Annotated in this window: 27 protein-coding genes and 2 pseudogenes; 12 read left to right on the top strand and 17 right to left on the bottom strand. The window is 44.6% G+C overall.

What is annotated here, in order from left to right; genetic code table 11:
- Positions 1-9 precede the first annotated feature (9 nt).
- From K3F53_RS05295 to phaC, 3 genes are all read left to right on the top strand, one after another.
- Positions 10-504: a poly(R)-hydroxyalkanoic acid synthase subunit PhaE gene (locus K3F53_RS05295; protein ID WP_057899521.1), complete on the top strand. Its 495-nt coding sequence runs from the start codon at positions 10-12 to the stop codon at positions 502-504.
- 100 nt (positions 505-604) lie between these two features.
- Positions 605-1,348 (top strand): acetoacetyl-CoA reductase, encoded by a 744-nt coding sequence (phbB, locus tag K3F53_RS05290; RefSeq protein ID WP_057899522.1) that lies wholly within the window; start codon positions 605-607, stop codon positions 1,346-1,348.
- A gap of 58 nt (positions 1,349-1,406) precedes the next feature.
- Positions 1,407-2,498 (top strand): class III poly(R)-hydroxyalkanoic acid synthase subunit PhaC, encoded by a 1,092-nt coding sequence (phaC, locus tag K3F53_RS05285; protein WP_057899523.1) that lies wholly within the window; start codon positions 1,407-1,409, stop codon positions 2,496-2,498.
- Between the two features lie 94 nt (positions 2,499-2,592).
- On the opposite strand, the gene thiI is transcribed toward phaC, so the two are convergent.
- Positions 2,593-3,798, bottom strand: coding sequence for a tRNA uracil 4-sulfurtransferase ThiI (gene thiI / locus K3F53_RS05280; protein WP_057899524.1), 1,206 nt, complete (start codon positions 3,796-3,798; stop codon positions 2,593-2,595).
- Positions 3,799-3,801: 3 nt separating this feature from the next.
- Positions 3,802-4,956, bottom strand: a complete 1,155-nt coding sequence (locus tag K3F53_RS05275) for a cysteine desulfurase family protein (protein WP_057899525.1) — start codon at positions 4,954-4,956, stop codon at positions 3,802-3,804.
- A gap of 313 nt (positions 4,957-5,269) precedes the next feature.
- On the opposite strand from K3F53_RS05275, the gene K3F53_RS05270 reads away from it, so the two are divergent.
- Positions 5,270-5,422, top strand: a complete 153-nt coding sequence (locus tag K3F53_RS05270) for a hypothetical protein (RefSeq protein WP_156424079.1) — start codon at positions 5,270-5,272, stop codon at positions 5,420-5,422.
- Between the two features lie 57 nt (positions 5,423-5,479).
- Here the strand turns inward: K3F53_RS05270 and K3F53_RS05265 are convergent, their stop codons facing one another.
- The 5 genes from K3F53_RS05265 to fabG form a co-directional block, all read right to left on the bottom strand.
- Positions 5,480-6,586: a site-2 protease family protein gene (locus K3F53_RS05265; protein ID WP_057899526.1), complete on the bottom strand. Its 1,107-nt coding sequence runs from the start codon at positions 6,584-6,586 to the stop codon at positions 5,480-5,482.
- A 232-nt stretch (positions 6,587-6,818) separates the two neighbouring features.
- Positions 6,819-7,166: a DUF4190 domain-containing protein gene (locus tag K3F53_RS05260; RefSeq protein WP_139184921.1), complete on the bottom strand. Its 348-nt coding sequence runs from the start codon at positions 7,164-7,166 to the stop codon at positions 6,819-6,821.
- 38 nt (positions 7,167-7,204) lie between these two features.
- A complete protein-coding gene (locus K3F53_RS05255) occupies positions 7,205-7,423 on the bottom strand; it encodes a DUF1540 domain-containing protein (protein WP_057899528.1) in 219 nt (72 codons plus the stop codon).
- A gap of 127 nt (positions 7,424-7,550) precedes the next feature.
- Positions 7,551-8,759, bottom strand: coding sequence for a M20 metallopeptidase family protein (locus K3F53_RS05250; RefSeq protein WP_236781891.1), 1,209 nt, complete (start codon positions 8,757-8,759; stop codon positions 7,551-7,553).
- A 74-nt stretch (positions 8,760-8,833) separates the two neighbouring features.
- On the bottom strand, positions 8,834-9,574 hold the full coding sequence (fabG, locus tag K3F53_RS05245; protein ID WP_057899529.1) for a 3-oxoacyl-ACP reductase FabG: 741 nt from the start codon (positions 9,572-9,574) through the stop codon (positions 8,834-8,836).
- Positions 9,575-9,734: 160 nt separating this feature from the next.
- Between fabG and K3F53_RS05240 the strand changes: the two genes are divergently transcribed.
- Both K3F53_RS05240 and K3F53_RS05235 read left to right on the top strand, forming a co-directional pair.
- Positions 9,735-10,523: an SDR family oxidoreductase gene (locus K3F53_RS05240; protein ID WP_057899530.1), complete on the top strand. Its 789-nt coding sequence runs from the start codon at positions 9,735-9,737 to the stop codon at positions 10,521-10,523.
- A 91-nt stretch (positions 10,524-10,614) separates the two neighbouring features.
- A complete protein-coding gene (locus tag K3F53_RS05235; RefSeq protein ID WP_057899531.1) occupies positions 10,615-10,812 on the top strand; it encodes a DUF378 domain-containing protein in 198 nt (65 codons plus the stop codon).
- Positions 10,813-10,872: 60 nt separating this feature from the next.
- Here the strand turns inward: K3F53_RS05235 and K3F53_RS05230 are convergent, their stop codons facing one another.
- Together K3F53_RS05230 and K3F53_RS05225 are read right to left on the bottom strand one after the other, a co-directional pair.
- Complete coding sequence (locus tag K3F53_RS05230) at positions 10,873-11,010, bottom strand: hypothetical protein (protein ID WP_156424080.1); 138 nt, start codon at positions 11,008-11,010, stop codon at positions 10,873-10,875.
- Positions 11,011-11,199: 189 nt separating this feature from the next.
- Positions 11,200-11,745 carry a glutathione peroxidase gene (locus K3F53_RS05225; protein WP_057899532.1) on the bottom strand — a complete coding sequence of 182 codons (546 nt, stop codon included), beginning with the start codon at positions 11,743-11,745 and terminating at the stop codon, positions 11,200-11,202.
- A 388-nt stretch (positions 11,746-12,133) separates the two neighbouring features.
- On the opposite strand from K3F53_RS05225, the gene K3F53_RS05220 reads away from it, so the two are divergent.
- From K3F53_RS05220 to K3F53_RS05210, 3 genes are all read left to right on the top strand, one after another.
- Positions 12,134-12,541: a GerAB/ArcD/ProY family transporter gene (locus K3F53_RS05220; RefSeq protein WP_057899533.1), complete on the top strand. Its 408-nt coding sequence runs from the start codon at positions 12,134-12,136 to the stop codon at positions 12,539-12,541.
- 130 nt (positions 12,542-12,671) lie between these two features.
- Positions 12,672-13,172, top strand: coding sequence for an RNA polymerase sigma factor SigV (locus tag K3F53_RS05215; RefSeq protein WP_057899534.1), 501 nt, complete (start codon positions 12,672-12,674; stop codon positions 13,170-13,172).
- Position 13,173: 1 nt separating this feature from the next.
- Positions 13,174-14,055 (top strand): anti-sigma-V factor RsiV, encoded by an 882-nt coding sequence (locus tag K3F53_RS05210; RefSeq protein WP_204244839.1) that lies wholly within the window; start codon positions 13,174-13,176, stop codon positions 14,053-14,055.
- A 179-nt stretch (positions 14,056-14,234) separates the two neighbouring features.
- Here K3F53_RS05210 and K3F53_RS05205 read toward each other — a convergent pair.
- From K3F53_RS05205 to K3F53_RS05180, 7 genes and pseudogenes are all read right to left on the bottom strand, one after another.
- Positions 14,235-14,420: pseudogene (locus K3F53_RS05205) on the bottom strand (efflux RND transporter permease subunit); the annotation flags it as partial.
- A gap of 24 nt (positions 14,421-14,444) precedes the next feature.
- Positions 14,445-14,759, bottom strand: a complete 315-nt coding sequence (locus tag K3F53_RS05200) for a ferredoxin family protein (protein WP_082706066.1) — start codon at positions 14,757-14,759, stop codon at positions 14,445-14,447.
- Positions 14,741-16,036: an FAD-dependent oxidoreductase gene (locus tag K3F53_RS05195; RefSeq protein ID WP_057899536.1), complete on the bottom strand. Its 1,296-nt coding sequence runs from the start codon at positions 16,034-16,036 to the stop codon at positions 14,741-14,743. Before K3F53_RS05195 ends, K3F53_RS05200 begins: the two co-directional genes overlap by 19 nt.
- Positions 16,029-17,096: an electron transfer flavoprotein subunit alpha/FixB family protein gene (locus K3F53_RS05190; protein ID WP_236782033.1), complete on the bottom strand. Its 1,068-nt coding sequence runs from the start codon at positions 17,094-17,096 to the stop codon at positions 16,029-16,031. The genes K3F53_RS05195 and K3F53_RS05190 overlap by 8 nt, the downstream gene beginning before the upstream one ends.
- A 141-nt stretch (positions 17,097-17,237) precedes the next feature.
- A pseudogene (locus K3F53_RS19330) lies at positions 17,238-17,381 on the bottom strand (DUF362 domain-containing protein); the annotation flags it as partial.
- Position 17,382: 1 nt separating this feature from the next.
- Complete coding sequence (locus tag K3F53_RS05185; protein ID WP_057899538.1) at positions 17,383-18,207, bottom strand: electron transfer flavoprotein subunit beta/FixA family protein; 825 nt, start codon at positions 18,205-18,207, stop codon at positions 17,383-17,385.
- A gap of 470 nt (positions 18,208-18,677) precedes the next feature.
- Positions 18,678-18,857: a hypothetical protein gene (locus K3F53_RS05180; protein WP_057899540.1), complete on the bottom strand. Its 180-nt coding sequence runs from the start codon at positions 18,855-18,857 to the stop codon at positions 18,678-18,680.
- Between the two features lie 201 nt (positions 18,858-19,058).
- Here K3F53_RS05180 and K3F53_RS05175 point away from each other — a divergent pair, with 201 nt between their 5' ends.
- From K3F53_RS05175 to K3F53_RS05165, 3 genes are all read left to right on the top strand, one after another.
- On the top strand, positions 19,059-20,372 hold the full coding sequence (locus tag K3F53_RS05175; protein WP_057900391.1) for a BaiN/RdsA family NAD(P)/FAD-dependent oxidoreductase: 1,314 nt from the start codon (positions 19,059-19,061) through the stop codon (positions 20,370-20,372).
- A 259-nt stretch (positions 20,373-20,631) separates the two neighbouring features.
- Positions 20,632-20,991, top strand: a complete 360-nt coding sequence (locus tag K3F53_RS05170) for a DUF485 domain-containing protein (RefSeq protein WP_057899541.1) — start codon at positions 20,632-20,634, stop codon at positions 20,989-20,991.
- Entirely contained in the window at positions 20,991-22,520 is a 1,530-nt protein-coding gene (locus K3F53_RS05165; RefSeq protein WP_057899542.1) for a solute symporter family protein, read from the top strand. Before K3F53_RS05170 ends, K3F53_RS05165 begins: the two co-directional genes overlap by 1 nt.
- A 262-nt stretch (positions 22,521-22,782) precedes the next feature.
- Here the strand turns inward: K3F53_RS05165 and K3F53_RS05160 are convergent, their stop codons facing one another.
- Positions 22,783-25,023 (bottom strand): septation ring formation regulator EzrA, encoded by a 2,241-nt coding sequence (locus K3F53_RS05160; RefSeq protein WP_057899543.1) that lies wholly within the window; start codon positions 25,021-25,023, stop codon positions 22,783-22,785.
- Positions 25,024-25,043 lie beyond the last annotated feature (20 nt).

Below are 25,043 nucleotides of genomic sequence, written 5' to 3'. Positions count from 1 at the left end.
GATGAGCAAGTGAGTAATCAAATCCCGTTCGATCTTTTTGCGATGTGGAAAGACTTGTATGACAAAACTGAATCACAATGGAGCAAAATTTTTGATGAATCCATGCGCAAAGAAGACTTCTCCGAATTTATGGGACAGTTTCTCAACATGTACCTTCAATATCAAAACATGGTAAAACAATCCACAGAGAAATACCTGGCGCAGGCTAACATGCCTTCCCGGGAAGACATTTCCAATCTTGCTTCCCTTATCGTCAATCTCGAAGCAAAAATTGACAACCTAGAAGAAATCATTGAGGAAGAGTTATCGCACCAGCTTAATAGTCTCAATATGGCTCGGGAAATTACTCAGGTAAAAAATGAAATGAAAAACCTTGATAAAAAACTAAACCAGGTAATGGATCTGCTGCAAAAACAAGCAAAGTCACCATCCCTTTCTGTTACGAAAGTCGAAGCGAGCAAAGAAACAACATCCAAAGAAAAAACGGAGCAGAAAAAAGAGTAAACGTTCTGTCCGCCCTCTTCTTGATAGGACTGCTCTTTGAATGTGCTTAATCTATTATTTTCTTTAATAAATATGACGTCAGCTAAGGGGTGTTTCATTTATGGTGAACTTAAACGGTAGAGTAGCGATTGTGACAGGTGGCTCCCGTGGGATCGGCGCAGCGATTGCCAAAGAATTGGCGGCGCATGGCGTCAAAGTTGTGATTAACTACAGCAGCAACAGGGAAGCTGCGGACACAACCGTAAAAGAAATCGAGCAAGTCGGTGGCAAAGCGTTTGCCGCACAAGCTGATGTATCCGATACGGTGCAAGCACGTGTTCTTGTGGAAGAAACCATCACCAAATATGGAAAGCTCGATATTCTGATAAATAATGCCGGGATCACCCGTGATCGTACCTTCCGCAAAATCACCGATGAAGATTGGAATAAAGTCATTCAAGTCAATCTTAACAGCGTCTACAATATGACAACGGCTGCTCTCTCTCACATCTTAGAATCTGACGCGGGACGTATTATTAACATCTCCTCTATCATTGGCCAGGCCGGTGGATTTGGTCAAACAAACTACTCTGCGGCTAAAGCTGGCATGATTGGCTTTACCAAATCGCTCGCGCTTGAGCTGGCAAAAACAGGTACCACCGTGAACGCCATCTGCCCCGGATTTATCGACACCGAAATGGTGCAGGCCATTCCGGACGAAATCCGTGCACAAATCGTGGCTAAAATCCCTGTGCGACGTTTCGGTCTTCCAGAGGAAATCGCGCGCGGCGTTATTTACTTGTGCCAAGACGGGGAATATATCACAGGACAACAATTAAACATTAACGGCGGTCTTTACATGTAGTTACATAAAAAGACAAAATATTTCACCAATATTTCGAAGGTTGGAGGGAAGAGGAAACATGGCAACTCCAGTAACAAAAAAAAGTTGGGAAGATTTGCTGGACTCCATGCCCCAGGAGATAAAGCGCACGTACCGCCGCTTTAAAAAAGCGACGGAAGTACTGACGACAGAAGCTGAACCGGAAGTAGGTCTGACTCCAAAGGAAATTATCTGGACAAAAAACAAAGCAAAGCTATACCGCTATCAGCCGGCCATACCCAAAAAACACCGCGTGCCGTTACTGATGATTTATGCACTGATCAATAAGCCATATATTCTTGATTTATCCCCTGGTAACAGCCTTATCGAATACTTGGTAAATCGCGGCTTCGACATCTATCTTATCGATTGGGGCACACCCGCGCTGGAAGATCGTAACATGAAGCTGGACGACTACATCATGGACTACATTCCGCGCGCTGTCCGTAAAGTGCTGAAAACATCTGGAGCTGACGAAATTTCCTTACTCGGTTACTGCATGGGCGGCACGATGACGTCTATTTTCGCTTCACTCCACCCTGATCTGCCGATCCGCAACATTATCTTTATGACGAGTCCGTTTGACTTCGCTGACGCTGGCTTATTTACGCACTGGCTCGATGAAAAATATTTCAATCTGGATAAAATGGTCGATACACTGGGTATCATTCCACCGGAGATGATCGACTTTGGAAATAAAATGTTGAAACCAATCGTAAACTTCTATGGGCCATATGTAAATCTCGTTGACCGGGCGGAAAATGATAATTTCGTTACCGGATGGAAATTAATGCAAAAATGGGTAAATGACGGAATACCATTTCCTGGTGAAGCGTTCCGCCAATGGATTCGTGAATTCTATCAACATAATAAACTGCTAAAAGGCGAATTGTATATCCGGGGACGCAGAGTCGATTTGAGCAATATTAAGGCAAACGTGCTAAACATTGCCGCCGAACGCGATCATATCGCACTTCCACACCAGATTGAAGCTTTAATGCCCGTTATTTCAAGCAAAGACAAAACGTATGTGGTAATGCCTACCGGTCACGTCTCCGTTTGCTTCGGCCGTCAGGCGATCAACAAGACTTATCCGACGATCGGAGACTGGCTGGAACAAAGATCAAAATAAAAAAGGCAACGCAAAAAAAGAGCAGGTTATTTCTGCTCTTTTTTTGCATATAAGAGACAAAGAAATTCAGATGATTTTCCCTGTTATTCTAATTCTAGAAGAAATTTTGATGCTCTACTTTTTCGTCTCCAAATTCAATCCATATCGTTTCTACCCCGTTAACCGCTTCTTCAATGAGACGTTCCACATCCAACGCACGCTCAAATTTTTCCGCCTGCTCCGGTTTTGGTTTCGTCACCGGAGATTTGGGCACAAAAATCGTACAGCAATCTTCATAGGGCAAAATCGATGTTTCATATGTTCCAATTCGTCTCGAAATTGCCATGATCTCTTCCTTATCCATCGCTATCAACGGACGAATAACCGGCGTATGGATCGCGCTATTAATCGTATACATACTCTCCATCGTCTGCGAAGCGACTTGGCCCAGGCTTTCTCCAGTCGCAATCGCCAGCGCTCCGTGCTTCTGCGCCAACCGTTCCGTAATGCGCATCATAAAGCGGCGCATAATCGTAATCATATAATGCTCCGGGCAGTGCTGACGAATCTGGGTTTGAATCTCCGTAAACGGCACGATATGCAATTTCATTCCGCCGCTGTACTGCGATAAAATTCGTGCCAGATCGATCACCTTTTGCTTGGCCCGTTCCGAAGTGAATGGATAGCTGTGAAAATGCACGCCTTCAATGCGTACGCCGCGCTTCATGGTCATCCAGCCCGCTACTGGACTATCAATACCACCAGAAAGCATCAACATCGCTTTTCCACTGCTTCCAGTCGGCAGCCCACCCATACCGCGGATGGTGCGACAAGAAATAAACACCCCCTCGATACGAATTTCCACAACGAGTTCGACTTCCGGATGGTGCACGTCCACTTTTATATTCTCCGTATTGCGCAGGATGTAACTACCCACCAAATGGTTCATCTCCTGGGAACGATACGGAAACTGCTTGTTTGGCCGCTTCACCGTTACTTTAAACGTACGCGGGACTGGTTCTACGTCTCTCAACACTTCCAGTGCCGCTTGCTGGATCGTTTCGAGTTCGAACGTCTTAAGAAAGCGAGTCGGGCTAAACGAATAAATTCCAAATACTTTCTTCAACTTTTCTGCTACCTGCTCATACGGTTCACCGTTTAATGCGAGATATAGCCGACCGTACACCCGCTCAACCTGTACGTTCGGGTGAGCCTGTAAGCTTTTTTTAATGTTGCGGACAAGCTGCGCTTCAAAATCGCCACGGTTACGCTTTTTGAGCGCTAGCTCGCCATAACGGATTAAAATATGTTCATACTGCATGCTTCACACCCTCATTATCTTTGCTAAATTTGGCACAATTTTTTGGATCGCCCGTATGAACACGTCCACTTCCGCTTCCGTATTATCAGGCGAGAAGCTTATGCGCAATGCGCTGCGTGCTCGCTCCTCGTCAATCCCGGCCGCAAGTAATACTCGGGACGGTTTACTGTTCTTAGAAGAACAAGCGGAACGGGTTGATACATAAATTTCTTCCTTCTCAAGTGCGTGCAATACAACCTCCGCCTTTATGCCCGGAAACGAGACATTCACAATATGCGGTGCCGCATAAGCATCGTCCTTGCCTGGGCCATTCAATTTGCAGTACTCAAGCGGCAGAAGGCCATCGATCAAGCGGGCACGCAGCTTTTTCATATGTTCATGGTTTTCCTGGAGCCTCTCATGTTGCATGCGCATCGCTTTAGCCATTGCGACGATACCTGGTACATTTTCTGTGCCGGAACGAAGTCCTCCTTCCTGTCCGCCTCCGATAATAAGCGGAGACAGCATCACGCCGCGTCGAACATACAGAAGACCGCAACCGCGCACCCCATGAAATTTGTGCGCGGACAGCGACAACAGGTCAATGCCCCATTTTCCTGGCATAAGCGGCAACTTACCAAACCCCTGTACCGCATCCACATGAAAATATGTTTTCGGATACGCGGACAAAATTCGACCGATTTCCTCGATCGGTTGCACCGTACCTAGTTCGCTGTTCACATACATTACCGAGACAAGAATCGTATCATCAGAGAGCGCGCGCTGTACATCCTCCGGCCGCACACGCCCTTTATCATCTGTCGGCAAATATGTTACTGAATATCCTAATTCCTCTAACTGTTTACATGTTTCGTACACCGAAGCGTGTTCTATGCTGCTTGTAATAATATGTTTACCGCGCGAACGATGCTGAATCGCTACACCTTTCAACGCGGCATTATTGCTCTCAGTACCACCGGATGTAAATACAATTTCCCCCGGCTGAACACCGAGACAATCCGCAGCGACTTTGCGCGCTTGATCGAGCAATTGCGCCGACTTTCCGCCGAGATGATGGAGCGAAGACGGATTGCCGAAAAATTGGCTTGCCACATCGCCAAACGCTTTTACAACGTCCGGATGAGGAAGAGTTGTTGCGCTATTATCAAAATAGATCATAATTTCCCCTTCTTACCTTTTCTCATAGTATTACCCGCACATATAGAAAAAAGCTCGAATTTTATCATAGCACATTTATTTTTGTTTAGAAAATATAGTTATTGACGAATCTATCCCTTCTCCCTGTGCATTCTTTATTTTTCTTTTTTGCAAACGATTACATTTAAAAAACCTATTTACAAATGAAACCTTGCTTGCTATTATATTTTTCAATAAATTAAAAATTCATAGTCTTCTTTTTCATAATTTTCAACAAAAGATTGCAGAAAAATTCAATATTTTTTCTGAATATTTAAATAAAGGAGAGATTAATATGACTGTAATGGTGAAAGTAGAAAAACTAAAAAAAATGGAAGCAGAAATCGCTCGACTGCAACGTGAATTAAAAGCACTTCAGGAACAACCCATTCAAGGATTCGAACGCTTGGATACCGATGTATTTCTCACCGAAGTATACAACGGCTAACGCATAAATAAAAGGCCGAAACTCATGCAGCGGAAAAGTTTCGGCCCTTTTTGGCATTTATCCTGCGAGCGGAATTTGCGGAATCTTTACCGATGTATACACCATCAAAAGACCGAGCACAATCGCCAGCCCAAAGTAAGCGAGACCGTATATCCAGCGAGTGCGCGGCGACACTTCATAATATTTGTCATCCCGAATCAAGCCCTGCTCCTCTTTATAAGGTTCCACCGTAAGCTCAACTGTCATCTTCACCTGGTCATTTGCGATTTCTGTTTTCACAAGCTGCGCATTATGCACCAGCCCGGACGTATATTCAAACGTTTTCGTTTCTTCAATTCCCGGATAGTCAATCTTCAGCATATCCCGCTTTGCCGCCATATCTCCTACATGTGTAAATGGCAGAGAACGGCAATGCTCGGCTGCCGGAATAAATAACCCTTTCTCATCAAATTGCTGTACCGGAATCCATAAAAATACATACTCTTTCCGCAACCGGGAGCCGTTTCGCTCCTTTTTCCTCTTACGTATATATTTATCGTACAACTCCCAAGCGAATAGTGCCCAGAACAATAGGAAAATAATCGCTTTCAAATACAAAATGATAATAAGTCCGCCAATTAGCCCAAACGCCCAAAGCCAACGGGAAATCGCGGTTACAATTCTCCCTCCATCGAGCGGATGAATCGGAAGCAGATTAATTAAGTTAAGAAAAAAACCGATCATTGCAATAGCATAAAGCACCGGATAACCGGTAACAATCCCCAGAAACAACGCAGCTGCCGCACCAATCGTACCCAGAAGCGGACCACCAAGTGCCACGTACGCTTCCGTTTCCGCGTCTTTTGGCTGCTTTTTCATCGTAATCAACGCCCCCAAAAACGGAATAAAAGCAGGGACGGAAACGGGTAGTTTTTTGCGTTTGGCCGCCCATACATGTCCCATTTCATGAATAAACAGCATAATAACAAGCCCGATCGCAAATGTCCACGGGTAAATCAGCATATAAGCCCCGACTGACAGCGCCATTGTCCAGATGGTTGTTCCGAACTTGCCCATTTTTAATAAGGGAAGCAAAAATTTCAGTTTGCTGCCTAAGAGCGCAAGAAATCCAATCAGTCCCCCCAGCGCACCCCATCCGCGCCTTTTCTTTTTTGTCTCCGCCAATGATTGATTGCCTCCTTACGGTTAAGTCAAGAAATTTTTCTTATTATGTCCATACGCAGGAAAACGCATAAAGTTTCAATATTATAATAATTGGAAAGTCAAAAGGCGCGGAGAAGGAAGAGACGTATTCTTTACTTCCTCTTTTCCTTATGGTAGGCATCGGGTAGGCAACGGCCGTATTTCTTAAGCGACAAAAAGCCGGATTAAGAATCCGGCTGATCTGATCAATACATTAGTAAAATACACGCAAAAACAAAGGCAAAACGACAGCAACAACAGCGAGTCCCATCGCCCATCTTCCAATTCCAGAACCACGCATTGCGGCAATGTATCCGACGATAAAACCGGATATCCCAAGCGCAACTGGCATCATAAAAAAAGCAAGCAGACTCATAATAAGTCCCAGAACGCCCAGTCCTGTTCCACCTGCTTTCTTCCGTTCGCCCGCTTCCAAATCTCCTTGCCGACTTCTCCGCCGTTTAATTATGCGGCGCGACGGAGCCGGCACATGAAATTCACTGGCTACTTCTTCCCGAAACGGGAACAAAATGATGTTATCACGGCGTTTTGTTCTTTTCATGCCCATTCTCATCTCTTTCGCTGGAATATTCGGGCTTATTATGCTTTTTGTTTCGGCTTAAACGTATGACAGCACGTCTCGCTGGAATATTGGGCTACTTCTTGTCGATCTGAAGAAATCCCAATTTCCCCAATTTCTTCCTTATAATTCGTATCTGCGTGACGGTCAATATCAACCATAATGGCTTCAGCCACACAATTATTTCCCTGTCCCCAGTACGTACAGTTTGAAACGCTGCATTTTACACCTTGTGGCATAAAAACCCCCCCTTTTGCTAAATCAAGGGAGAGCCGGCGCGTGAAAGCGAACAGCCCTTCCCTATTACATAGGGTGTGCCCTTCCGCTTCCACGCATGCGTTCATGTTTCTTCCAACTTATCTGCGCCTACTTCGCTTGCTGGTCTAAATACATAAGAGCGATACCTGCCAAAAGTTTGCTTCCGACAGAAAGCATCCGCTCATCAATAGTAAAGCGAGGGTGATGGTGGCCATACGCCGCCTCGTCTCCTTGGATACCCAGGAAAAAATACGCGCCAGGCACCTGCCGCAGATAATAAGAGAAGTCTTCTCCTGCCATGCTCGGAACAGCTGGTCGCACATTTTCTTTCCCCAGCACTGTACATCCCACCTGTTCTACGATATTATTCATTCGCGAGTCATTAACAACAGAAGGATCACCTTCCACATATTCAAACGTTGCCGTCGCGCCAAATGACGCACACACGCCGTTCGCCAAGCGCTCTAAGATCGCTGGAATTTCTTTCTGTACATCCGGGTGGAAATAGCGTACCGTTCCTTGCAGTTGCGCAGTGTCCGGAATTATGTTGTACGTGTCGCCGGCATGAATCTGCCCTACACTCACGACCGCTGGATATAATGGATCAAGAGAACGGCTCACTACCGTCTGTATCTGTGTGACAAGATGAGCCGCAATGACAATCGGATCAACCGTCAGATGCGGCATCGAACCATGTCCGCCTTTCCCCTGAATTTTTATCGTAAAGGAATCGGAACCAGCCATGATCGGGCCAGAGCAGGTACCTAAAAGACCAACCTCTAAATTTTGCCACAAATGCAAACCAAAAATAGCATCTACATCTTCCAAAACGCCGGCTTCCACCAATTCGGATGCTCCGCCAGGTACCACTTCTTCAGCATGCTGAAAAATAAGTTTAATCCGGCCAGCAAACAATAGCTTCGCTTCCGTTAATGCGCGCGCCGCTCCCAATAAAATCGCGGTATGACCGTCATGCCCGCACGCATGCATAATGCCCGGATTTTTCGATGCATATGGAAGTCCCGTCTCTTCCTGAATCGGGAGCGCATCAATATCAGCACGCAATGCTACCGTTTTGCCAGGCGCTGTTCCCTCTATGTAGGTGACGACATCTTTGCCTGTATAAGACCGCACGGCTAACCCCATGCTTTCAAGCTGTTCGCGAATGTACCGCGCCGTTTTTGATTCTTGATGCGACAATTCCGGATATTGATGGAGGTAGCGCCGCACTTCTACTGTCCATGCCGCATGCTTATCCACAAATTTGTTAATCATTTCTTGCTTCGCGCCGTACCCTTTTGCCAATTTGCTGTTCATATAAATTCCCCTCCATCTAACTTTGTAATAATATATACATAGTAGAAGATGGAGGAGATTTTGAAAAGAGAAAATTATAGAACAACTCCTCCGTCCACAGAAAGCACAGCTCCGTTAATATAGGAAGAGTGAGGCGACGCTAGAAACATATAGGCACGCGCGATATCTTCCGGTTCGCCCAGGCGCTGCACCGGTACTTTCGCCCGCATCATTTCTAAGATTTTCCCAGGCACAGCTTCTGTCATTGGCGTTCTAATAAATCCAGGCGCTACTGCATTTACCGTAATGCCTTTTCCGCCTAACTCCTTCGCCCATGTCTTGGTTAACCCGATGATACCCGCTTTTGTTGCCGCGTAATTCGTCTGCCCAATATTACCATATAGGCCAACCACGGATGAAGTATTAATAATGCGCCCGTAGCCGTTCTCAAGCATAAGCGGCACCGCTGCTTTTGTGCATAAATATACTCCAGTCAAGTTAATGGCAATGACTTGCTCCCATTTTTCTTTTGTCAATGTATGCAACATGCTGTCCTGTGTAATTCCCGCGTTATTGATAAGAATATCGAGCCTGCCCGCTTTTTGTTTAACCGCTTCCATCAATGCTTGCACTGATGTCTCATCGGCGACGTTCACCTGAACAAAGTCAATATTCATGCCCGTTTTCCCCAACTCCGCGGCGACTTGTTCACCTTGTTCGCTATTAATATCTGCGATAATAACGTACGCTCCCTGCTCACCGAACAGCTGTGCCGCTTTCTTGCCCAGACCGCCAGCTCCCCCGGTGATAACCACCGATTGCTTCGCAAATTCCATGAAAAGCCCTCCCCGCAAAGGTAGTCTTCTATAGTCTATTCGTCCATAAACGAAATGTGACACATATTGTCAAATTTCCAGTACTGACTTTTTTCACTTAGCTGACAAGCAGGAATTAGCACTTTACCGTCAAAACTATGAACAGGAGGTAATGTGAAAAATGACGACAAAAAACAAAAAAGTAATCGTCATTACCGGAGCTTCCAGCGGCATCGGAAAAGCAACCGCCATCCTGGCCGCTGAATCCGGAATGACGCCCGTGCTGCTGGCCCGCTCCGTAGATACGTTGCGCGCCCTGGCAGACAACCTTCAGCATAGCGCGCCCGATGTCGGCTATTATAGGCTTGATGTAACTAAGGATAGGCAGATTGTCGATATTGTTCAGAAAATCATATGCAGATACGGAAAGATTGACATCTGGGTCAACAACGCAGGCTTCGGCATTTTTGCTCCATTTTCGGAGGCAAAGCTCGAAGACATAGCAAACATGATGGACGTGAATTATCTGGGAACAGTGCGCTGCACAAAAGCGGTGCTTCCCCATATGCTCGGACAAAAATCGGGACATATTATTAATGTAGCTTCCGTAGCCGGAAAATTAGCCACGCCGAAGTCAAGCGGCTACACTGCCAGTAAATTCGCCGTCGTTGGCTTTACGGAAAGCCTACGCCAAGAGCTGAAGGGGAGCGGTGTTTCGATTTCGCTAGTCAACCCCGGTCCGGTGCAAACCCCGTTTTTTGAACGCGCCGACCAAAGCGGAGAATACCGGCGCAGTGTAGAAGCGTTTATGCTACCCCCGGAAACTGTGGCAAAAAGCGTTCTACGCACCATACATAACCGCAAAGCAGAAGCGATAATCCCGCGTTATATGCGCATCGGCGTTATTCTTTTTCACCTGTTTCCGCGCTTTTTCGATCGCGTCATCGCTCCGCGCTTAAACAAAAAATAAGAATGTCTTATGGATATGTTCTCCTTTCTGATTATCGACGAAAAAAATGGACATACTGAAAGTACAGGCTTAGAAAGGAGATGAATGCATCATGGATCGTTTGGCCCTTATTCTTGTTATCATCGGAGCTCTCAACTGGCTGCTTGTAGGTCTCTTCCAATGGGACTTGGTAGCAGGTTTGTTTAACGGTGAAGGTTCTGTTGTAAGCCGTATTGTGTATTCTCTCATTGGTTTGGCAGGGCTGTACTGCATTAGCCTGCTGTTCCGCGAACGCCGCCCGGCGTCATAACGCGCTTGCGTTGCCTGCTTTGGAACGCACAATAAAAGCACCGGATGTTCCGGTGCTTTTTCACTTGCCACTTTTCTTAATAATATCTTTCCAAATCGGCTTCTCCAATTCCTTGCGCAATTCGCTGAGCGTCCGGTTAAGCCTTGTCTGCCGTTTCTTATCATACAATTTTTTACATTTTTCCGGGTATTTGCTCATATGGACAATTCACTCCCTATCTTATTTTATACCCGGATAAGAAACGGCCAAAACATGGAATTTATCTCTAACAACTGACACTCCACACGCTTGAAAGCGTGGAATTCTTGGGTCGTTAGCGTCCGCAGTCCGTTTCATCATCAATATTTGTCATTTCAATACCTAAAACAAATGTATATAAAATTAACTTTATAATAAAGCTTCAATTTCCTTTTCTATATCTATCGATTCCACAGTTGGTTCAAATCTTTTCACGACATAGCCATTTTTATCTATCAGGAATTTTGTAAAGTTCCACTTGATAGAGTCACCAATTAAAAATTCAGGAAATTTTTCCTGCAAGAACGTATGAAGCAATTTTGCGCTTATCTGAGTAAAGTCAAATCCCATAAACGGTGCTTGCTCTGTTAAATATGTAAACAGCGGGTGTGCTTGAGGCCCTCGTACCTTTATTTTCTCAAACAGCGGAAATTTCACACCATAGTTAAGTTGACAAAATGCTTGAATTTCCTCATTAGTGCCCGGTTCTTGCTCTGCGAACTGATTGCAAGGAAAACCTAAAATTTCAAATCCACGATAATGATAACGATCATACAATTTCTGCAAATCATTATATTGGGTGGTAAAGCGACACTTGCTTGCTGTATTCACAATCATTACTACCTTATTTTTATATTGTTCCAGTTTAATCTCTTTTCCGGTAATGTCTTTTACAGTAAAATTATAAATCGTCATATATAACACCTCCACAATCATTATCTTTTTATAATAATTACAAATAAACAACGACTTGTCAACTAAATATCCGATAATGCCACGCATGTAAACGTGAAAAAAGTTAAATTCAAAGAAGTCGTTTAATTATTGGAAATCCCCCGAATCGAAATTCCCGATTCAATAAATGAATAAGCCAGCCTTAATTAACCTGGCTTGTCTACATTTTGCGTACTACCGGACATTCTTTCTGGAATTAAAAATTCTATACGTCTTACATGTTTCTCTCATATGTAGGAAAAAATAAAAAAGACTGGGATAAACGTTTTAGAAAAAGACCTGTAGATATTAACGCAAAAGCGTAAATTCAGAACAAGAGGAACGAAGACGCAATACAAGGAGCCCTGCCATGATTCTTCACCCGAAAGATCGAATCACACCAACGCAGACAGCTTTAACCGTGGCTCATTTTACTATTGGGGTAAGTATTCTTGTTTTACCACGCATCGTTGTCGATAAGAGCGGAACATCTGATGCCTGGATCTCGGTACTTCTGGGTGGCTTTCTTTCCCTGTTCTTCGGATATGTTGCCGCCAAATTGAGCCAGCAGTTTCCTGGACAGACTTTCTATCAGTACAATCAAATCATTGCTGGGAGATTTATCGGTACCATTCTCAGTATCGCGCTGATTATCTATTTCATTCTCATAACAGGATATCAGGTACGGATTCTCGGGGAAACGATCCGTCTTCATGTGTTAGAAAAGACACCAATTGAAGTGGTAAGCATTGCATTTGTAAGCGCTGCCAACTCCTGAATCAAGAAGACTTCTCGCTGCTTCTATATAAATGGTTGCTTTGTTTAAAAACTTTTTAGGCTGTTTCATTCGTCTATACAATGTAAGACAATAAATAATGGATACGTATGAAAAAGGAGTTTTTAGTTTAATGAAACAAATAGAAAACTCACTCATTCGGTATATAACAGAAAATAAGGAAAATATTTATCGATTAGCTTATAGCTACGTAAAAAATTCTGAGGATGCTCTGGATATCGTTCAAGACTCTATTCATAGGGCTATATCATCCATACAAACAATTAAAAACCCTAAAGCGATTAAGAGTTGGTTTTATAGAATTGTTGTGAATACTTCTTTAGATTTCTTGAGGAAACAAAAGAAGGTTTATATTGTAGACCAAGAAACACTGGAGTCCTATAGCCCAGGAATAAATGATGTTTATAACAATATTGATTTAGAAAGAGCATTGGATGATTTACCCATCAAATATCGAAGTGTCATCGTGCTTAGATATTTTGAAGATTTGAAAATAGAAGAAGTTGCAGATGTGTTGGATGAAAATGTAAACACCATAAAAACCAGGTTATATCAGGCTCTTCGACTACTGCGTGTCAAAATGAATGCTGAATCCGTTGAGGAGGTAAAGTAGGGTGGATAAAAAGTTGGAGCAATTAAAAAAGCAATATATGGATATACCTATCCCTAATGAACTAGATTTTGTCGTGAAAAAAGCATTAAATCAAAGAAAAAGAAGAAAGAGGCTTTTGAAATGTCTTGCTGGAACAGGAGCGGCGGCTATTGTATTTGTAATAGGGATTAATAGTAGTCCAACGATAGCAAATGCTTTTTCAAAAGTGCCCGTTGTCGCAAATATTGTGAAGGTGTTTACTTTTAGAGAATTTAAAATAGAGGATAAAAATTATCATGCAGATTTAAAAGTACCTGCTGTTGCTAATTTGGAAAATAAATCATTAGAAAATGGTTTGAATCAAAAATATCTTGAAGAAAATAAAAAGCTATATGCCGATTTCAAGGCTCAAATGGACAGTTTAGAAAAGAATGGTGGCGGTCATTTAGGTATAGATAGCGGATACCAAGTGAAAACAAATAATGAGAAAATACTATCCATCAGCAGATACGTTGTAAATACGGTAGGATCGTCCTCAACAACATTAAAATTCGATACGATCGACAAGCAAAAGCAGATTTTAATTACGCTGCCCAGCTTGTTCAAAGATGACTCTTATATTGCGGTGATCAGTAACTATATCAAGGAACAGATGATACGACAAATGAAAGCGGATCCCGGGAAAGTCTATTGGGTTTCTTACCCTGGAGGACCGGAAGTCATACCCGGTATGGAATTTAAAAGTATTGCGAAGAACCAGAATTTTTATATAAACAAAGATGGGAAATTAGTAATTTCTTTTAATAAATACGATGTCGCTCCCGGCTATATGGGTACTGTCGAATTTACGATTCCGACAGATGTGATTTCCAATATTTTGGTTAGCAATGAATACATTAAATAAACAAATTGCGTTAACCTGAACATTCATTATCTTACAAGCAGAAGCGGTATAATAATAAACAACACCCAATATATCAAAGACCATTTTCTTCCCGTATCAATGGGATTTCCACCCGTTTTTCCGCAGAAGGTTAAACAGGCGGCTCATGATCTTTGATAGTTCTTGGGTGTTGTTTTATTAGGACGGAAACGGGCGGATGCGGCCTTGATAACCGCTTCCTTTACATCCATTCCTTCCTGCTTCGAATCTTCAATAAACTCAATCAGTACAATACCGTTGCGTACAACAATGCCTGCCAAGGCGATTAATCCCATGATGCTCATAAAACCTAGCGGCGTGCGTGTAATGAATAGACCCAGTAACCCTCTTTTGTCTTTTACTTATTCCTCCTATGCCAACCTGAACACTATGCCGTGACCACCCTTCGGATACTCCCACTTAATGTTCTGATATGGGCAGCCGATTCTACAGCTGCCGCACTCGTGGCAACCTTCGTAACCGACCGCCATTCGCATGCCTTCCCACTTATATACTTCCGCTGGACAGAACACTGTACACAGCTTATCAGGACACTTCGTCGCGCAAATGTCGTGATCCAGCACATGCAAATGTGACTGCGTATCCGCCCTGAATCTCACCAGATATTGTTTCTCTTCAATCGTATTTGTACGCGGTATGATATCCATTATTTCATCACCTTCCATGCACGATAAATATCTTGCACCATGCTCAGTTTGCTCTTCCTTTCCATCAAACTCTTCAGTATTTTCTTCTGTTTTTCTTTCTTGGGCACGCCGTCCACTGTAAAGAACTGACTGGCCGCCTTGTTAATCATCGGGATATATTCTTTGAAATACTGCGGATAGTTTTCAAACGTATGTGTCGCATCTTTGTATTTCTTGAGATCCTGACCGACGAAGCTATCAAGCAAACGCACGCGGTACGTGTCCAGCATATTCTCTGAAAAATCATTTGCCTCTTTCGCAAGAATGATCGTTTCCGCCGCGAGTCTCCCTGATGTCATCGCCATGTTACTTCCTTCACGATGAACGCTGTTAACCATCTGTCCGGCATCACCGACAACCATCACACCATTGCCTACGATTTTTGGCATCGCATGGAAACCTCCTTCCGGAATCAGATGCGCCGCGTATTCCATCGGTTCTCCACCGCGAATCAACGGACGAACAATCGGATGTTTTTTTAAATACTCCAACAAATCGTACGGACGCAGTCTATGCTTAATAATTCCGGATAATGTCGCGCCGACACCAATATTAATGCTTTCTTTATTCGTATAAATAAAGCCTGTTCCCAGCACACCTTTGGTCGCATCGCCAAAAATTTCAATTGTCGCACCCTGATTCGGCTCTAAGTTAAAACGATCCTCAATTTTTTCCGCAGGCAGATTGAGCACTTCCATCACCGCCAGCGCCACCTGATCCGGCTTAAACTCTTTGTGAAACCCAAGCGATTTAGCGAGAAGCGAATTTACCCCATCAGCGAGCACCACAACGTCTGCATATACATCGCCGTCCGGACGATCCGTGCGCACACCAACTACCCGTCCGTCTTCCACAATACATTCTGTCACTACCGTTTCATTAATAAGCAAAGCGCCTTGCTCAACAGCTTTGCTTGCGTACCATTGGTCAAACTTAGCACGCAGAACGGTGAAATTATTGTACGGTTCTTTCGCCCATTCCAGACCTTTGTATCCACCTGTAAATACAGACTCTTCGCCCAAAAACCAAAAACGCTGCTCCACAACCGGACGCTCGACCGGCGCTTCCTTATAAAAACCGGGAATCATTTCTTCCATCTGATGGCGGTACAACACTCCACCCATTACGTTTTTGGCACCTGGATACTCACCTCTTTCAATTACTAGCACATTCAATCCGGCTTTCGCCATCGTATACGCGGCAGACGTTCCAGCCGGGCCGGCGCCAACAACAATCGCGTCAAACTTCTCAGACATTGACCGCTTCACCACCTTTGACCACTTTTTTGAACTCTGTAATCAGTTTCGGCACAATTTCAAACGCATCGCCGACAATGCTGTACGTAGCAACATTATGAATAGGTGCATTCGGATCTTTGTTGATCGCAATAATAATTTCGGAATTTTGCATACCCACCACATGCTGCACGGCTCCGGAAATTCCGATCGCAAAATAAATTTTTGGCGTAACAGTCACCCCGGTCTGCCCGACCTGATGCTGATGGCTAATCCATCCGGCTTCCACCGCGTCCCGGCTGGCACCAACGCTCGCACCAAGCACTTCCGCCAATTCATAGCAAATCCGGAAACCTCGTGCGTCGCCCAATCCTTTTCCGCCAGCGACAATAATGTGCGCTTCATCCAGTTTTACCCTATTTCCAGCCTCACGTACAATTTCTAGTACTTTCGTTTTTACATCGTCCTCACGCAAGCCAAACGGCTCATGAATCAAAACACCGGTACGCCCCGGCTGCGGTTCGAGCGCTTTCATCACTTTGGAACGGACTGTCGCCATCTGCGGGCGGTGATTCTTGCAAAGAATGGTCGCCATGATATTACCGCCAAAAGCGGGACGGCTCGCTTCCAGAAGCCGTTTCTCTACGTTTACATCAAGGATGGTACAGTCGGCGGTCAGGCCGGTCGCAAGATCTGTCGCCACGGCGCTGGCCAAATCCTTGCCGTTCGTGGTGGCTCCGTACAAAATAATTTCCGGCTTGTATTTATTGCACAGGTCTACCGTCCCTTTCATGTACGTTTCGGAACGGTATGTTTTCAAAAGTGGGTCATCAATCATGTACATAACGTCCGCGCCATATTCAAAACACGTCTGTGCCAAATGCTCAATCTGATAGCCAAGTATAAATCCGGAAAGCGGCACATTTAACTTATCAGCAAGCCGGCGCCCTGCACCTAGCAGTTCCAGCGAAACGCCTGCAATTTTACCGTCCGTCTGGTCAATAAACACCCACACCCCTTCATAATCGGCAAACTTATCTGTCGGCTTCTTCGCTTTCGTGGGTGCCTTTGTTTCAATCATGGCGATGGGTTCCTGCGCCGCATGCTTCACTTCATCCTGCTTTGGCAGCGCGACCGTCTCCGTTGAGGCAGCCGCTTCTGCCGGAGAAGATTTCGATACGGCTTTCTTGGTCGGATTCGGCAAGCTAATCGCTTCCGTTGGACATACGGGAATACATTCCTGGCATTCTTCGCATTTTGCCGGGTCTACTTCACATTTGTCCGGGCCTAAATACAGGGCGCTAACCGGGCATGTATCAACACATGTGCCACACGAAATACAGGCGCTGGAAATCGTAACAGCCATCTTACCTGCCCCCTTGCACAAACAATTCGCGTTTTTCCTTCAACAATGCGTTCACAAGCTGCTCTACTTGCTGATCTGCCGTGCCTTCAAGGCGTTTTCCACCCTGCGGTTTCGGCGGGGTAAACATCTTGCCCACAATCGTGGGCGAGCCTTTCAATCCAAGCTGGGAACGATCTACGTCTTCCAAGTCATCGACTGTCCAAACCACCGGCTTGTAGCGTGCAGCGCGAATCATGTTCGGCAACGGAGAATAAGACACTTCGTTAATTTCTTTCTCCACTGTCAGCAAACAGGGGATGGATGACTCCAGCACTTCATAGCCGTCTTCCAATTTGCGGTGCACAATAATTCGCCGTTTCTCTTTATTTATCTCAACCACTTTTTTGATGCCGGTTAAAGGCGGAATATCGAGCCGACGCGCGATACCGGGTCCGACTTGTCCTGTGTCACCGTCAATCGCCATTTTTCCGCATATGATTAGATCGATCGGCTCTACTTTCATAATGCGGTAAATCGCCCGCGACAGCGCGTAGCTAGTCGCCAGCGTATCCGCACCGGCGAATGCACGATCCGAAATTAAATACCCTTCATCCGCACCGATTTCCACACATTTTTTAATCGCGACTACAGCCTGGGGAGGGCCCATCGACAGTACAGATACTTTGCCTCCGTATCGGGCGCGCAGTCGCACCGCTTCTTCAACAGCATGCGTATCATACGGATTTAAAATCGCTGGCACGCCACGCCGATCCAGCGTGTTCGTCTTGGGATCTACCTTGATAATTTTCGTATCCGGCACCTGCTTGACACAAACGAGAATGTGCATAAAAAAGCCTCCTTGTGCAAAATGAATATATCGTGAAAAAAATTACATACACAAGTTGAGCTATGATGCTAACAAGAAATAAAGAACTGGATTGTGCAACCGAGAAGAGATATAGTAGAGGAAAACTGAATATTCTGAGTTTTATTATCATAATAATAGTATTTATGGTGGGATGTGTGAAAATATGTATCTGCAGCATTTGTTTCTTAATCCATTTACTATAATTATTTTATTCGCTGTCCACACGAGGATTCCTGCTAATATTTTTGTGAAAAATTACACTTTCTTTTATATATTGGAGCATTTGACACTCCAATATATAAAGGCGATGGGGTTTCCTGCTCGGAAAATCTGCAATTTGGGCAGAAGAAGGAAACGCTTGATAAGCGCCTCAGATTGAAGGCAAACTCCCCTGTTTCTTGCGTAACAAGGGAGTTTGCCTTCAATCTAAGACCGTTCAAAAGAACGGTCTAATTCTGCACAGCAACATATTCTTCCAAAGCCCAGTATATTTTTTTTATTTCATCCATGCGCTCTTTGGATGATAAACTTGCATCAAACGTAACCTGACGAATCAACTCAAGCACAAATTGATAGATATTGCCGTTCTTTTGCGCATTTTCTGATAAAAGCTTCAAGTATCTTTCCATGGCAGACCCCTCCCATGCCACTAATGTTTGAAGCGCTTCTTTAAATATTATACCACTTACTGGATATAAAGTGTGCGGAAAAACCAGAACTTTTTTATTCAGGATAGTTGCAATTTAAAAGAACCATGTCAAAAATATAAAAGTGCGAATCAAGATACGATATCACAAGACAAACATATACAAAAGAAAGACGGTGGTTTTATGTCACAGTGGGATGTTATCGTAATCGGCGGAGGGCCGGCCGGCCTCATGGCCTGCGTAGCTGCCGCCTCCCAAAAAGCGAAAGTATTGCTTCTCGATAAAGGAAATAAACTTGGAAGAAAGCTTATGATTTCCGGGGGAGGCCGATGCAATGTCACCAATGCCAAACCGCTGGAAGAACTCATAAAAAACGTGCCTGGCAACGGCAAATTTTTGTACAGCGCGCTAAACAGCTTCGGAAACCAAGATATTATCGCCTTTTTTACCGGATTGGGCATCCGGCTGAAAGAAGAAGATCGCGGTCGGATGTTTCCGGTCAGCGACAAAGCAAAAACCGTAGTGGATGCGCTCATTGGCGAAGTGCGCAGGCTCAACGTAACGATACGCACAAATGAGCCGGTCAAACAGCTGTTATATACTGATGCCGAAGTGGCAGGTGTAGAGCTTGCATCCGGTGAAATCATTCATTGTCACCATGTGATCGTCGCGACAGGCGGATGCTCCGTTCCGAGCACCGGCTCTACTGGAGATGCTTATCCGTGGGCCCGGGCTGTCGGCCATACCATCACCGATCTGTTTCCTACAGCTGTACCATTGACGGCTTGTGATAACTATATTAAAGAAACGAGATTGCAGGGTCTCTCGCTGCGCAGCGTCTATCTAACGCTATGGAACCCAAAAGGCAAAAAAATCTGCACCGAAGAAGGCGACATGCTGTTTACCCATTTTGGTATCTCCGGTCCGGCTACGCTACGCGTAAGTCATTACGTTTCCGTTGCACAACGGAAATTCGGACCTGTTCCGCTCCTTTTAACCATTGACATTTTACCGGAAAAAACACAGGATGATATCGTCCAAGAAATGATGAACCTAATGGAACGTGAACCAAAAAAAGCGATCAAAAACGTGCTGCGCGCCTATCTCCCGGAACGAATGCTTCAGCTTATTTTTGAATTGTCCGGTATTGATGAAGGGATAACGTATCCACATATTTCCCGGACGAAATGGTACGAAATGGCGCGGCTTATCAAACAGTTTCCCGTTACGATTACAGGCACGTTGCCGCTTGAACAAGCTACGGTGACAGGCGGCGGAGTCAGCGTAAAAGAAATCGATCCAAAAAGCTTACAATCTAAATTAAAGCGCGGTCTCTTTTTTGCCGGGGAAGTGCTTGATGTGCATGCACATACAGGCGGCTACAATATTACTGTCGCTTTTACAACCGGCCACGCAGCAGGCTTGGCTGCTGCCAGACAGGCTCTCGGAATAGAAGAAAGCTTTGTTCCGTTAAAGCAAAAAAACAAAGAACGATAAACGCTTTGCTATCCGCCAAGCAAGCAGAAAAACGCTAAACTTTCTCTGCTTGCTTTCTTTTTCTATCATTTGTATTATTTGTCTAAATATGTCGAATATATTTAGTTTTAATTTTTTTAAAAATATTTTAATATTATGGTGAGTTCTGAACATATCTTTCGGACGAACAATTTTGTAAACGCTTTATTACTGGGGGGGTGATGAATGTTTCTACACAAAGAAAGATAGAAAAAACTAATAAAGATTGGGGTGAAACTGTATGGAAAACCTCGCACAAAACAAATCTTCCGGCACGGGAAGAATCCAAGAGCAAAACATTGACTATACAGCTATAGCTCAAAGTAAAAAATTCAAAAGTTTGATACAAGCGAAAAGAAATTTTATCGTTCCTATGTGCGTCTTTTTCATAATTTTTTATTACACACTTCCAATTCTGACGTCATATAGCAACATATTAAACACTCCCGCGATTGGCTCTATCACTTGGGCGTGGCTGTATGCTTTCGGCCAATTTATTATGACATGGGCATTATGTATGATTTATACCCGCAAAGCCTCCTCTTTTGACAAACTCGCCGATGAAATTATCGAAGAGCTCCAAAAAAGGGGGCAACAGTAATGGCATTTACATTCTTTCTTCTCATCGTGGCTGCAACGCTTGTTATCACATACTACGCTTCGAAAAAAACCAATACGACGAGCGAATTCTACACAGCAGGCGGCGGCCTGACCGGATGGCAGAACGGTCTAGCGATTGCCGGCGATTACATGTCGGCCGCTTCGTTCCTCGGCATCGCTGGTGCCATCGCGTTGACCGGCTTTGACGGCTTCTTCTTCAGCATAGGTTATCTCGTCGCATATTTGGTCGTTCTGTACATCGTTGCCGAACCGCTCCGCAACCTTGGCAAATACACGATGGCAGACATGATTGCCGCCCGCTTCAACAATGCAAAAGTTCGCGGGGTGGCGGCGCTAAGTACCATTGCCATTTCCATTTTTTATATGATTGCTCAACTTGTAGGCGCAGGCGCATTAATTAAGCTTTTGCTCGGCCTGGATTACACCACCTCTGTATTGATTGTCGGCACGCTCATGACAATTTACGTCATCTTCGGAGGCATGACAGCCACCAGTTGGGTACAAATCGTAAAAGCAATACTGCTTATGGTTGGTACGTTCATCATCTCCCTAATGGTATTCGCGAAATTTCACTTTAACTTTGTGGAAATGTTTAATCACATGAAAAAAGCAACACCGCTTGGCGACGCGTTCCTGAATCCAGGCGTCAAGTATAAAAACGGACTTGATACGATTTCTATTAACATTGCACTCGTCCTTGGAACAGCGGGACTGCCGCATATCTTGATTCGTTTCTTTACAGTGAAGGACGCGCAAACCGCACGAAAATCAGTTGTATACGCAACCTGGCTCATCGGCCTATTCTATATTATGACGATTTTCCTCGGCTTCGGTGCTGCCGCGTTTGTCGGCAACGAAACGATTATCGAGGCAAACAAAGCTGGAAACATGGCGGCTCCGCTGCTTGCGCGTGAATTGGGCGGCGACTTTTTGATGGCATTCGTCGCAGCGGTTGCTTTTGCCACCATTCTAGCGGTAGTAGCGGGCCTTGTTTTGGCGGCGGCCTCCGCGTTCGCGCACGACTTCTACAGCCATATTATCCGTAAAGGCAAAGCCACGGAAAGGGAACAAATGCTGGCTGCCCGCTATGCTTCCGTAGGCGTTGCAGTTGCATCTGTTATCTTGGCTCTGTTCGCGCAAAAAATGAACGTAGCGTTCCTCGTATCGTTGGCGTTCTGCGTAGCCGCCAGCGCAAATCTGCCGGTTATTATGTACACGATTTTCTGGCGAAGATTTAACACGGCAGGCGCCATTACCGGCATGCTTGTCGGTCTCTTCACAGCGCTTATTCTTGTTGTAGTAAGTCCAAATGTGCTTGATCCAACACCAGGCAAAGCAATCCTCGTCGGCACGCCACTAATCAGCCTGACTAACCCGGCGCTCATTTCCGTGCCGGCCGGTTTCATTGCTGCTTATCTCGGCGCTATTATCTTTGGCCGCCGCGAAAGCGATGCGAAATTTGACGAAGTCCTAGTCAAGGCCAACACAGGAATCCGCGATTCGGCATAAAAAATTTTTTCATTTTGTTGTTTAAATAAAAAACAGACGGGGAAACATAATAGTAAACCTACTCCCCTTTAAAATTGCAACTGACTCTCACACCTCTACTCCCTTATATTGGACACATCGCATTGATGTGTCTTTTTTTTGTATAAGAAAGGATATGCTACTTTATAGTAATAAAGCAACATATCTTTTCACTCCATGAGTAAACGAGGAAAAACAAGGCAACAAAAAAGAGAGGGAACTGTCTCCTCTCTTTGCAACATTTTTATTCTACATCCAGTCCATACCGTTCTTGTGCAAGGCGAAACGCTTGATCGGCCAGTTCGTGCGCTTCTCCGTACTCCGCTTCACGGAACACGTCCTCTGCTGTCTGCAAAAGTCTGGCAATTTCCTTATCATAGCGCCGGAAACGGTTCGTTCGTTGAATTTTGTCTTCTGCTAACCGGATATCACGAATCATCTCTGCCGCTTGTTCCAACAGTTCGGAAACGTGTTCTTTTGCTTCTTTCAGCACATGATCAACTTTTTGCATTTTCAGCGGAACTTCTCCAAGTGCTTCTTCTACCGTATCAATAGCCTGACGGCAAATCTGAATATTGCTGGTAACGCTATACGGCACTTTCGACAGATGCAATCGTTTCAACTGCTGCTCCACCCGTGTAACGCTGGCACGCATATCCTGCAATTCTTCGTGCGCCTCTACTTCCCCCTGACGAAACACTTTTAATTCTTTCATCACAAGCTCACGCCGCTCCATCATCTGATTTACGCGTTCGGCCACCTGAGTTAGCGTCTCACCATGTCGTTCATAATTGTCTTTTTCTGTGCTTGCGCTAATCTGCTCCAGCGCATTTTCGATATCTGCAATAACAGCAGGAATTTGCTGATAATAATGAAATGCTTCACCATCTTCTACCAAATACCGTTGTGAAAGATCGTGCAATTCACCTGCTAAATATTCTTCATCCTGCTTTAGCACTTTAAGATAGTACGGAAGCTCGACTACATACTGCCGATACTGGTGGCGGTTTGTCACGATCTCTTCCATCGTCTGATAGACCGATTCAATATCTTCACGTATTTTTATAATTAATTCCTCGGCTTCCGTTATTTTCCCTTCTTCGAATAAAATCGGCAGCTTTTCATACTTTCCACGAATTTTTACAATGCGCGCATTAAAGAATTCTTCCCCGCTTGTATAACCACCTGCCACCATTTCTTTTGCATCCTCATCCAGCTGTCGAATTTCCTGATCCAGATCTTTGACGATTGTCTGACGAATAAGCGGAACTTTTTGCATCACATCCATCAACGCTCGCTGACTCTCTGCCGCTTGTTGCAAACAAGCTCTTGCATCTTCGAAATCCCCTTTTTCTTCCGCCTGCTTCACCGCCTGCATTTCACGATCAAACTGATTCATTTCCTCTTTTAAAACATGAAAAGAGACGCTATATTGAATGCGCAGCTCGTCCAGCCGGCGTTCGTTTTTCTGCTGAAGCTGCTTTGTTTCCTCCTTTAAAGCAACGATATCTTGTAATGTTTCCTGAAGTTTACCCAGCCGGATATGTAAATTGCGATATTCTTCTTCAATGCGGAACAGTTTATCTTTTGCTTCCTGAATAATTTCCTGGCCTCTTTTAAAACGGAATTTCATAAGATTTTCTTCAGCATCCACCAGGATGAGTTCTACATCGGCAATGGCATCTTTTTTTAAGTCATCAAGCGAGGTCAAAATCGCCAGATACTTCTCTTTAATTCTTCCCGGTTCTTTTTTCCATGAACTATCAATTTCAAATGAATTAAGCTGATCAGCGACTTTCCCTCGCCATTCGTCCACTTCATCGACTTCTTTCAAAATTCGTCCACGTTTCGTGTAAGCCATGGCAGCTCCTACGGAAGCGACTGCCAATAAAATCAATCCGCCAAGCAACCAGACAGGCCAAGACGTAACGTCCTTAGTAGCCGCAGACGCTGAAATTCCCGCCATTTTAACCTGTTCTCCGCTTCCCTGTTTCTGCGCGAACGCTTTTAATTCTTCATCAACCGCTTCTACGAACGATATAACGCCGGTCATTAGCGTGCCTTGCTTCGCATACGGTTCAAAATAATGCTCCATCTTATGCTGTAACACTTCCTGGTTAATCCCATTTTCCTTGAAATATTTCCCACTTAAAATAACCATGTTTCTCTCACTGGCTGACAAAACCATGACCATAGTTTTATCTTCGATCGTAAAAGTTTCAAGCAGTTTCTGTGCGTACTGCTGAAGCGTCAGTGGTTTGGCATCGGCGATGACGACCAGCTTGTACGTCTGCTTCATGCCAGACGTCAGATTAATGAATTTTTTTTCTTCTTCGCTTTTCATTACATTGTTTATATCTATTACCGGCTTATCAAGCGAGGCTGGCATTGGGGCGGCCTGTGCATAACAAGGGCCTGCCAGAATCGCAACTGACGCGACAAGCGCTATAAAAAAACGAAACATTCGTTGTATTGCATATGACATTGTGCCGTACTCCTTTTGGA

This window comes from Aneurinibacillus thermoaerophilus (genome assembly GCF_019603355.1).
GTDB classification, from domain to species: Bacteria; Bacillota; Bacilli; order Aneurinibacillales; family Aneurinibacillaceae; genus Aneurinibacillus; species Aneurinibacillus thermoaerophilus.
Note: the sequence above shows the minus strand (reverse complement) of the source record. Positions and strands in the feature narration are given on the sequence as shown.

Excerpts from the sequence above, each read along its gene's own strand:
- K3F53_RS05235 (WP_057899531.1), top strand. The coding sequence starts at position 10,615 with ATGGATCGTTTGGCCCTTATTCTTGTTATCATCGGAGCTCTCAACTGG.
- phbB (WP_057899522.1), top strand. The coding sequence starts at position 605 with ATGGTGAACTTAAACGGTAGAGTAGCGATTGTGACAGGTGGCTCCCGT.
- fabG (WP_057899529.1), bottom strand. The coding sequence starts at position 9,574 with ATGGAATTTGCGAAGCAATCGGTGGTTATCACCGGGGGAGCTGGCGGT.
- K3F53_RS05195 (WP_057899536.1), bottom strand. The coding sequence starts at position 16,036 with ATGTCTGAGAAGTTTGACGCGATTGTTGTTGGCGCCGGCCCGGCTGGA.
- K3F53_RS05270 (WP_156424079.1), top strand. The coding sequence starts at position 5,270 with ATGACTGTAATGGTGAAAGTAGAAAAACTAAAAAAAATGGAAGCAGAA.
- K3F53_RS05180 (WP_057899540.1), bottom strand. The coding sequence starts at position 18,857 with ATGGAAAGATACTTGAAGCTTTTATCAGAAAATGCGCAAAAGAACGGC.
- K3F53_RS05220 (WP_057899533.1), top strand. The coding sequence starts at position 12,134 with ATGATTCTTCACCCGAAAGATCGAATCACACCAACGCAGACAGCTTTA.
- K3F53_RS05230 (WP_156424080.1), bottom strand. The coding sequence starts at position 11,010 with ATGAGCAAATACCCGGAAAAATGTAAAAAATTGTATGATAAGAAACGG.
- K3F53_RS05250 (WP_236781891.1), bottom strand. The coding sequence starts at position 8,759 with ATGAACAGCAAATTGGCAAAAGGGTACGGCGCGAAGCAAGAAATGATT.
- K3F53_RS05175 (WP_057900391.1), top strand. The coding sequence starts at position 19,059 with ATGTCACAGTGGGATGTTATCGTAATCGGCGGAGGGCCGGCCGGCCTC.
- K3F53_RS05255 (WP_057899528.1), bottom strand. The coding sequence starts at position 7,423 with ATGCCACAAGGTGTAAAATGCAGCGTTTCAAACTGTACGTACTGGGGA.
- K3F53_RS05215 (WP_057899534.1), top strand. The coding sequence starts at position 12,672 with ATGAAACAAATAGAAAACTCACTCATTCGGTATATAACAGAAAATAAG.
- K3F53_RS05240 (WP_057899530.1), top strand. The coding sequence starts at position 9,735 with ATGACGACAAAAAACAAAAAAGTAATCGTCATTACCGGAGCTTCCAGC.
- K3F53_RS05225 (WP_057899532.1), bottom strand. The coding sequence starts at position 11,745 with ATGACGATTTATAATTTTACTGTAAAAGACATTACCGGAAAAGAGATT.
- K3F53_RS05260 (WP_139184921.1), bottom strand. The coding sequence starts at position 7,166 with ATGAAAAGAACAAAACGCCGTGATAACATCATTTTGTTCCCGTTTCGG.
- K3F53_RS05200 (WP_082706066.1), bottom strand. The coding sequence starts at position 14,759 with ATGGAAGGTGATGAAATAATGGATATCATACCGCGTACAAATACGATT.
- K3F53_RS05185 (WP_057899538.1), bottom strand. The coding sequence starts at position 18,207 with ATGCACATTCTCGTTTGTGTCAAGCAGGTGCCGGATACGAAAATTATC.
- thiI (WP_057899524.1), bottom strand. The coding sequence starts at position 3,798 with ATGCAGTATGAACATATTTTAATCCGTTATGGCGAGCTAGCGCTCAAA.
- phaC (WP_057899523.1), top strand. The coding sequence starts at position 1,407 with ATGGCAACTCCAGTAACAAAAAAAAGTTGGGAAGATTTGCTGGACTCC.
- K3F53_RS05165 (WP_057899542.1), top strand. The coding sequence starts at position 20,991 with ATGGCATTTACATTCTTTCTTCTCATCGTGGCTGCAACGCTTGTTATC.
- K3F53_RS05170 (WP_057899541.1), top strand. The coding sequence starts at position 20,632 with ATGGAAAACCTCGCACAAAACAAATCTTCCGGCACGGGAAGAATCCAA.
- K3F53_RS05275 (WP_057899525.1), bottom strand. The coding sequence starts at position 4,956 with ATGATCTATTTTGATAATAGCGCAACAACTCTTCCTCATCCGGACGTT.
- K3F53_RS05160 (WP_057899543.1), bottom strand. The coding sequence starts at position 25,023 with ATGTCATATGCAATACAACGAATGTTTCGTTTTTTTATAGCGCTTGTC.
- K3F53_RS05190 (WP_236782033.1), bottom strand. The coding sequence starts at position 17,096 with ATGATTGAAACAAAGGCACCCACGAAAGCGAAGAAGCCGACAGATAAG.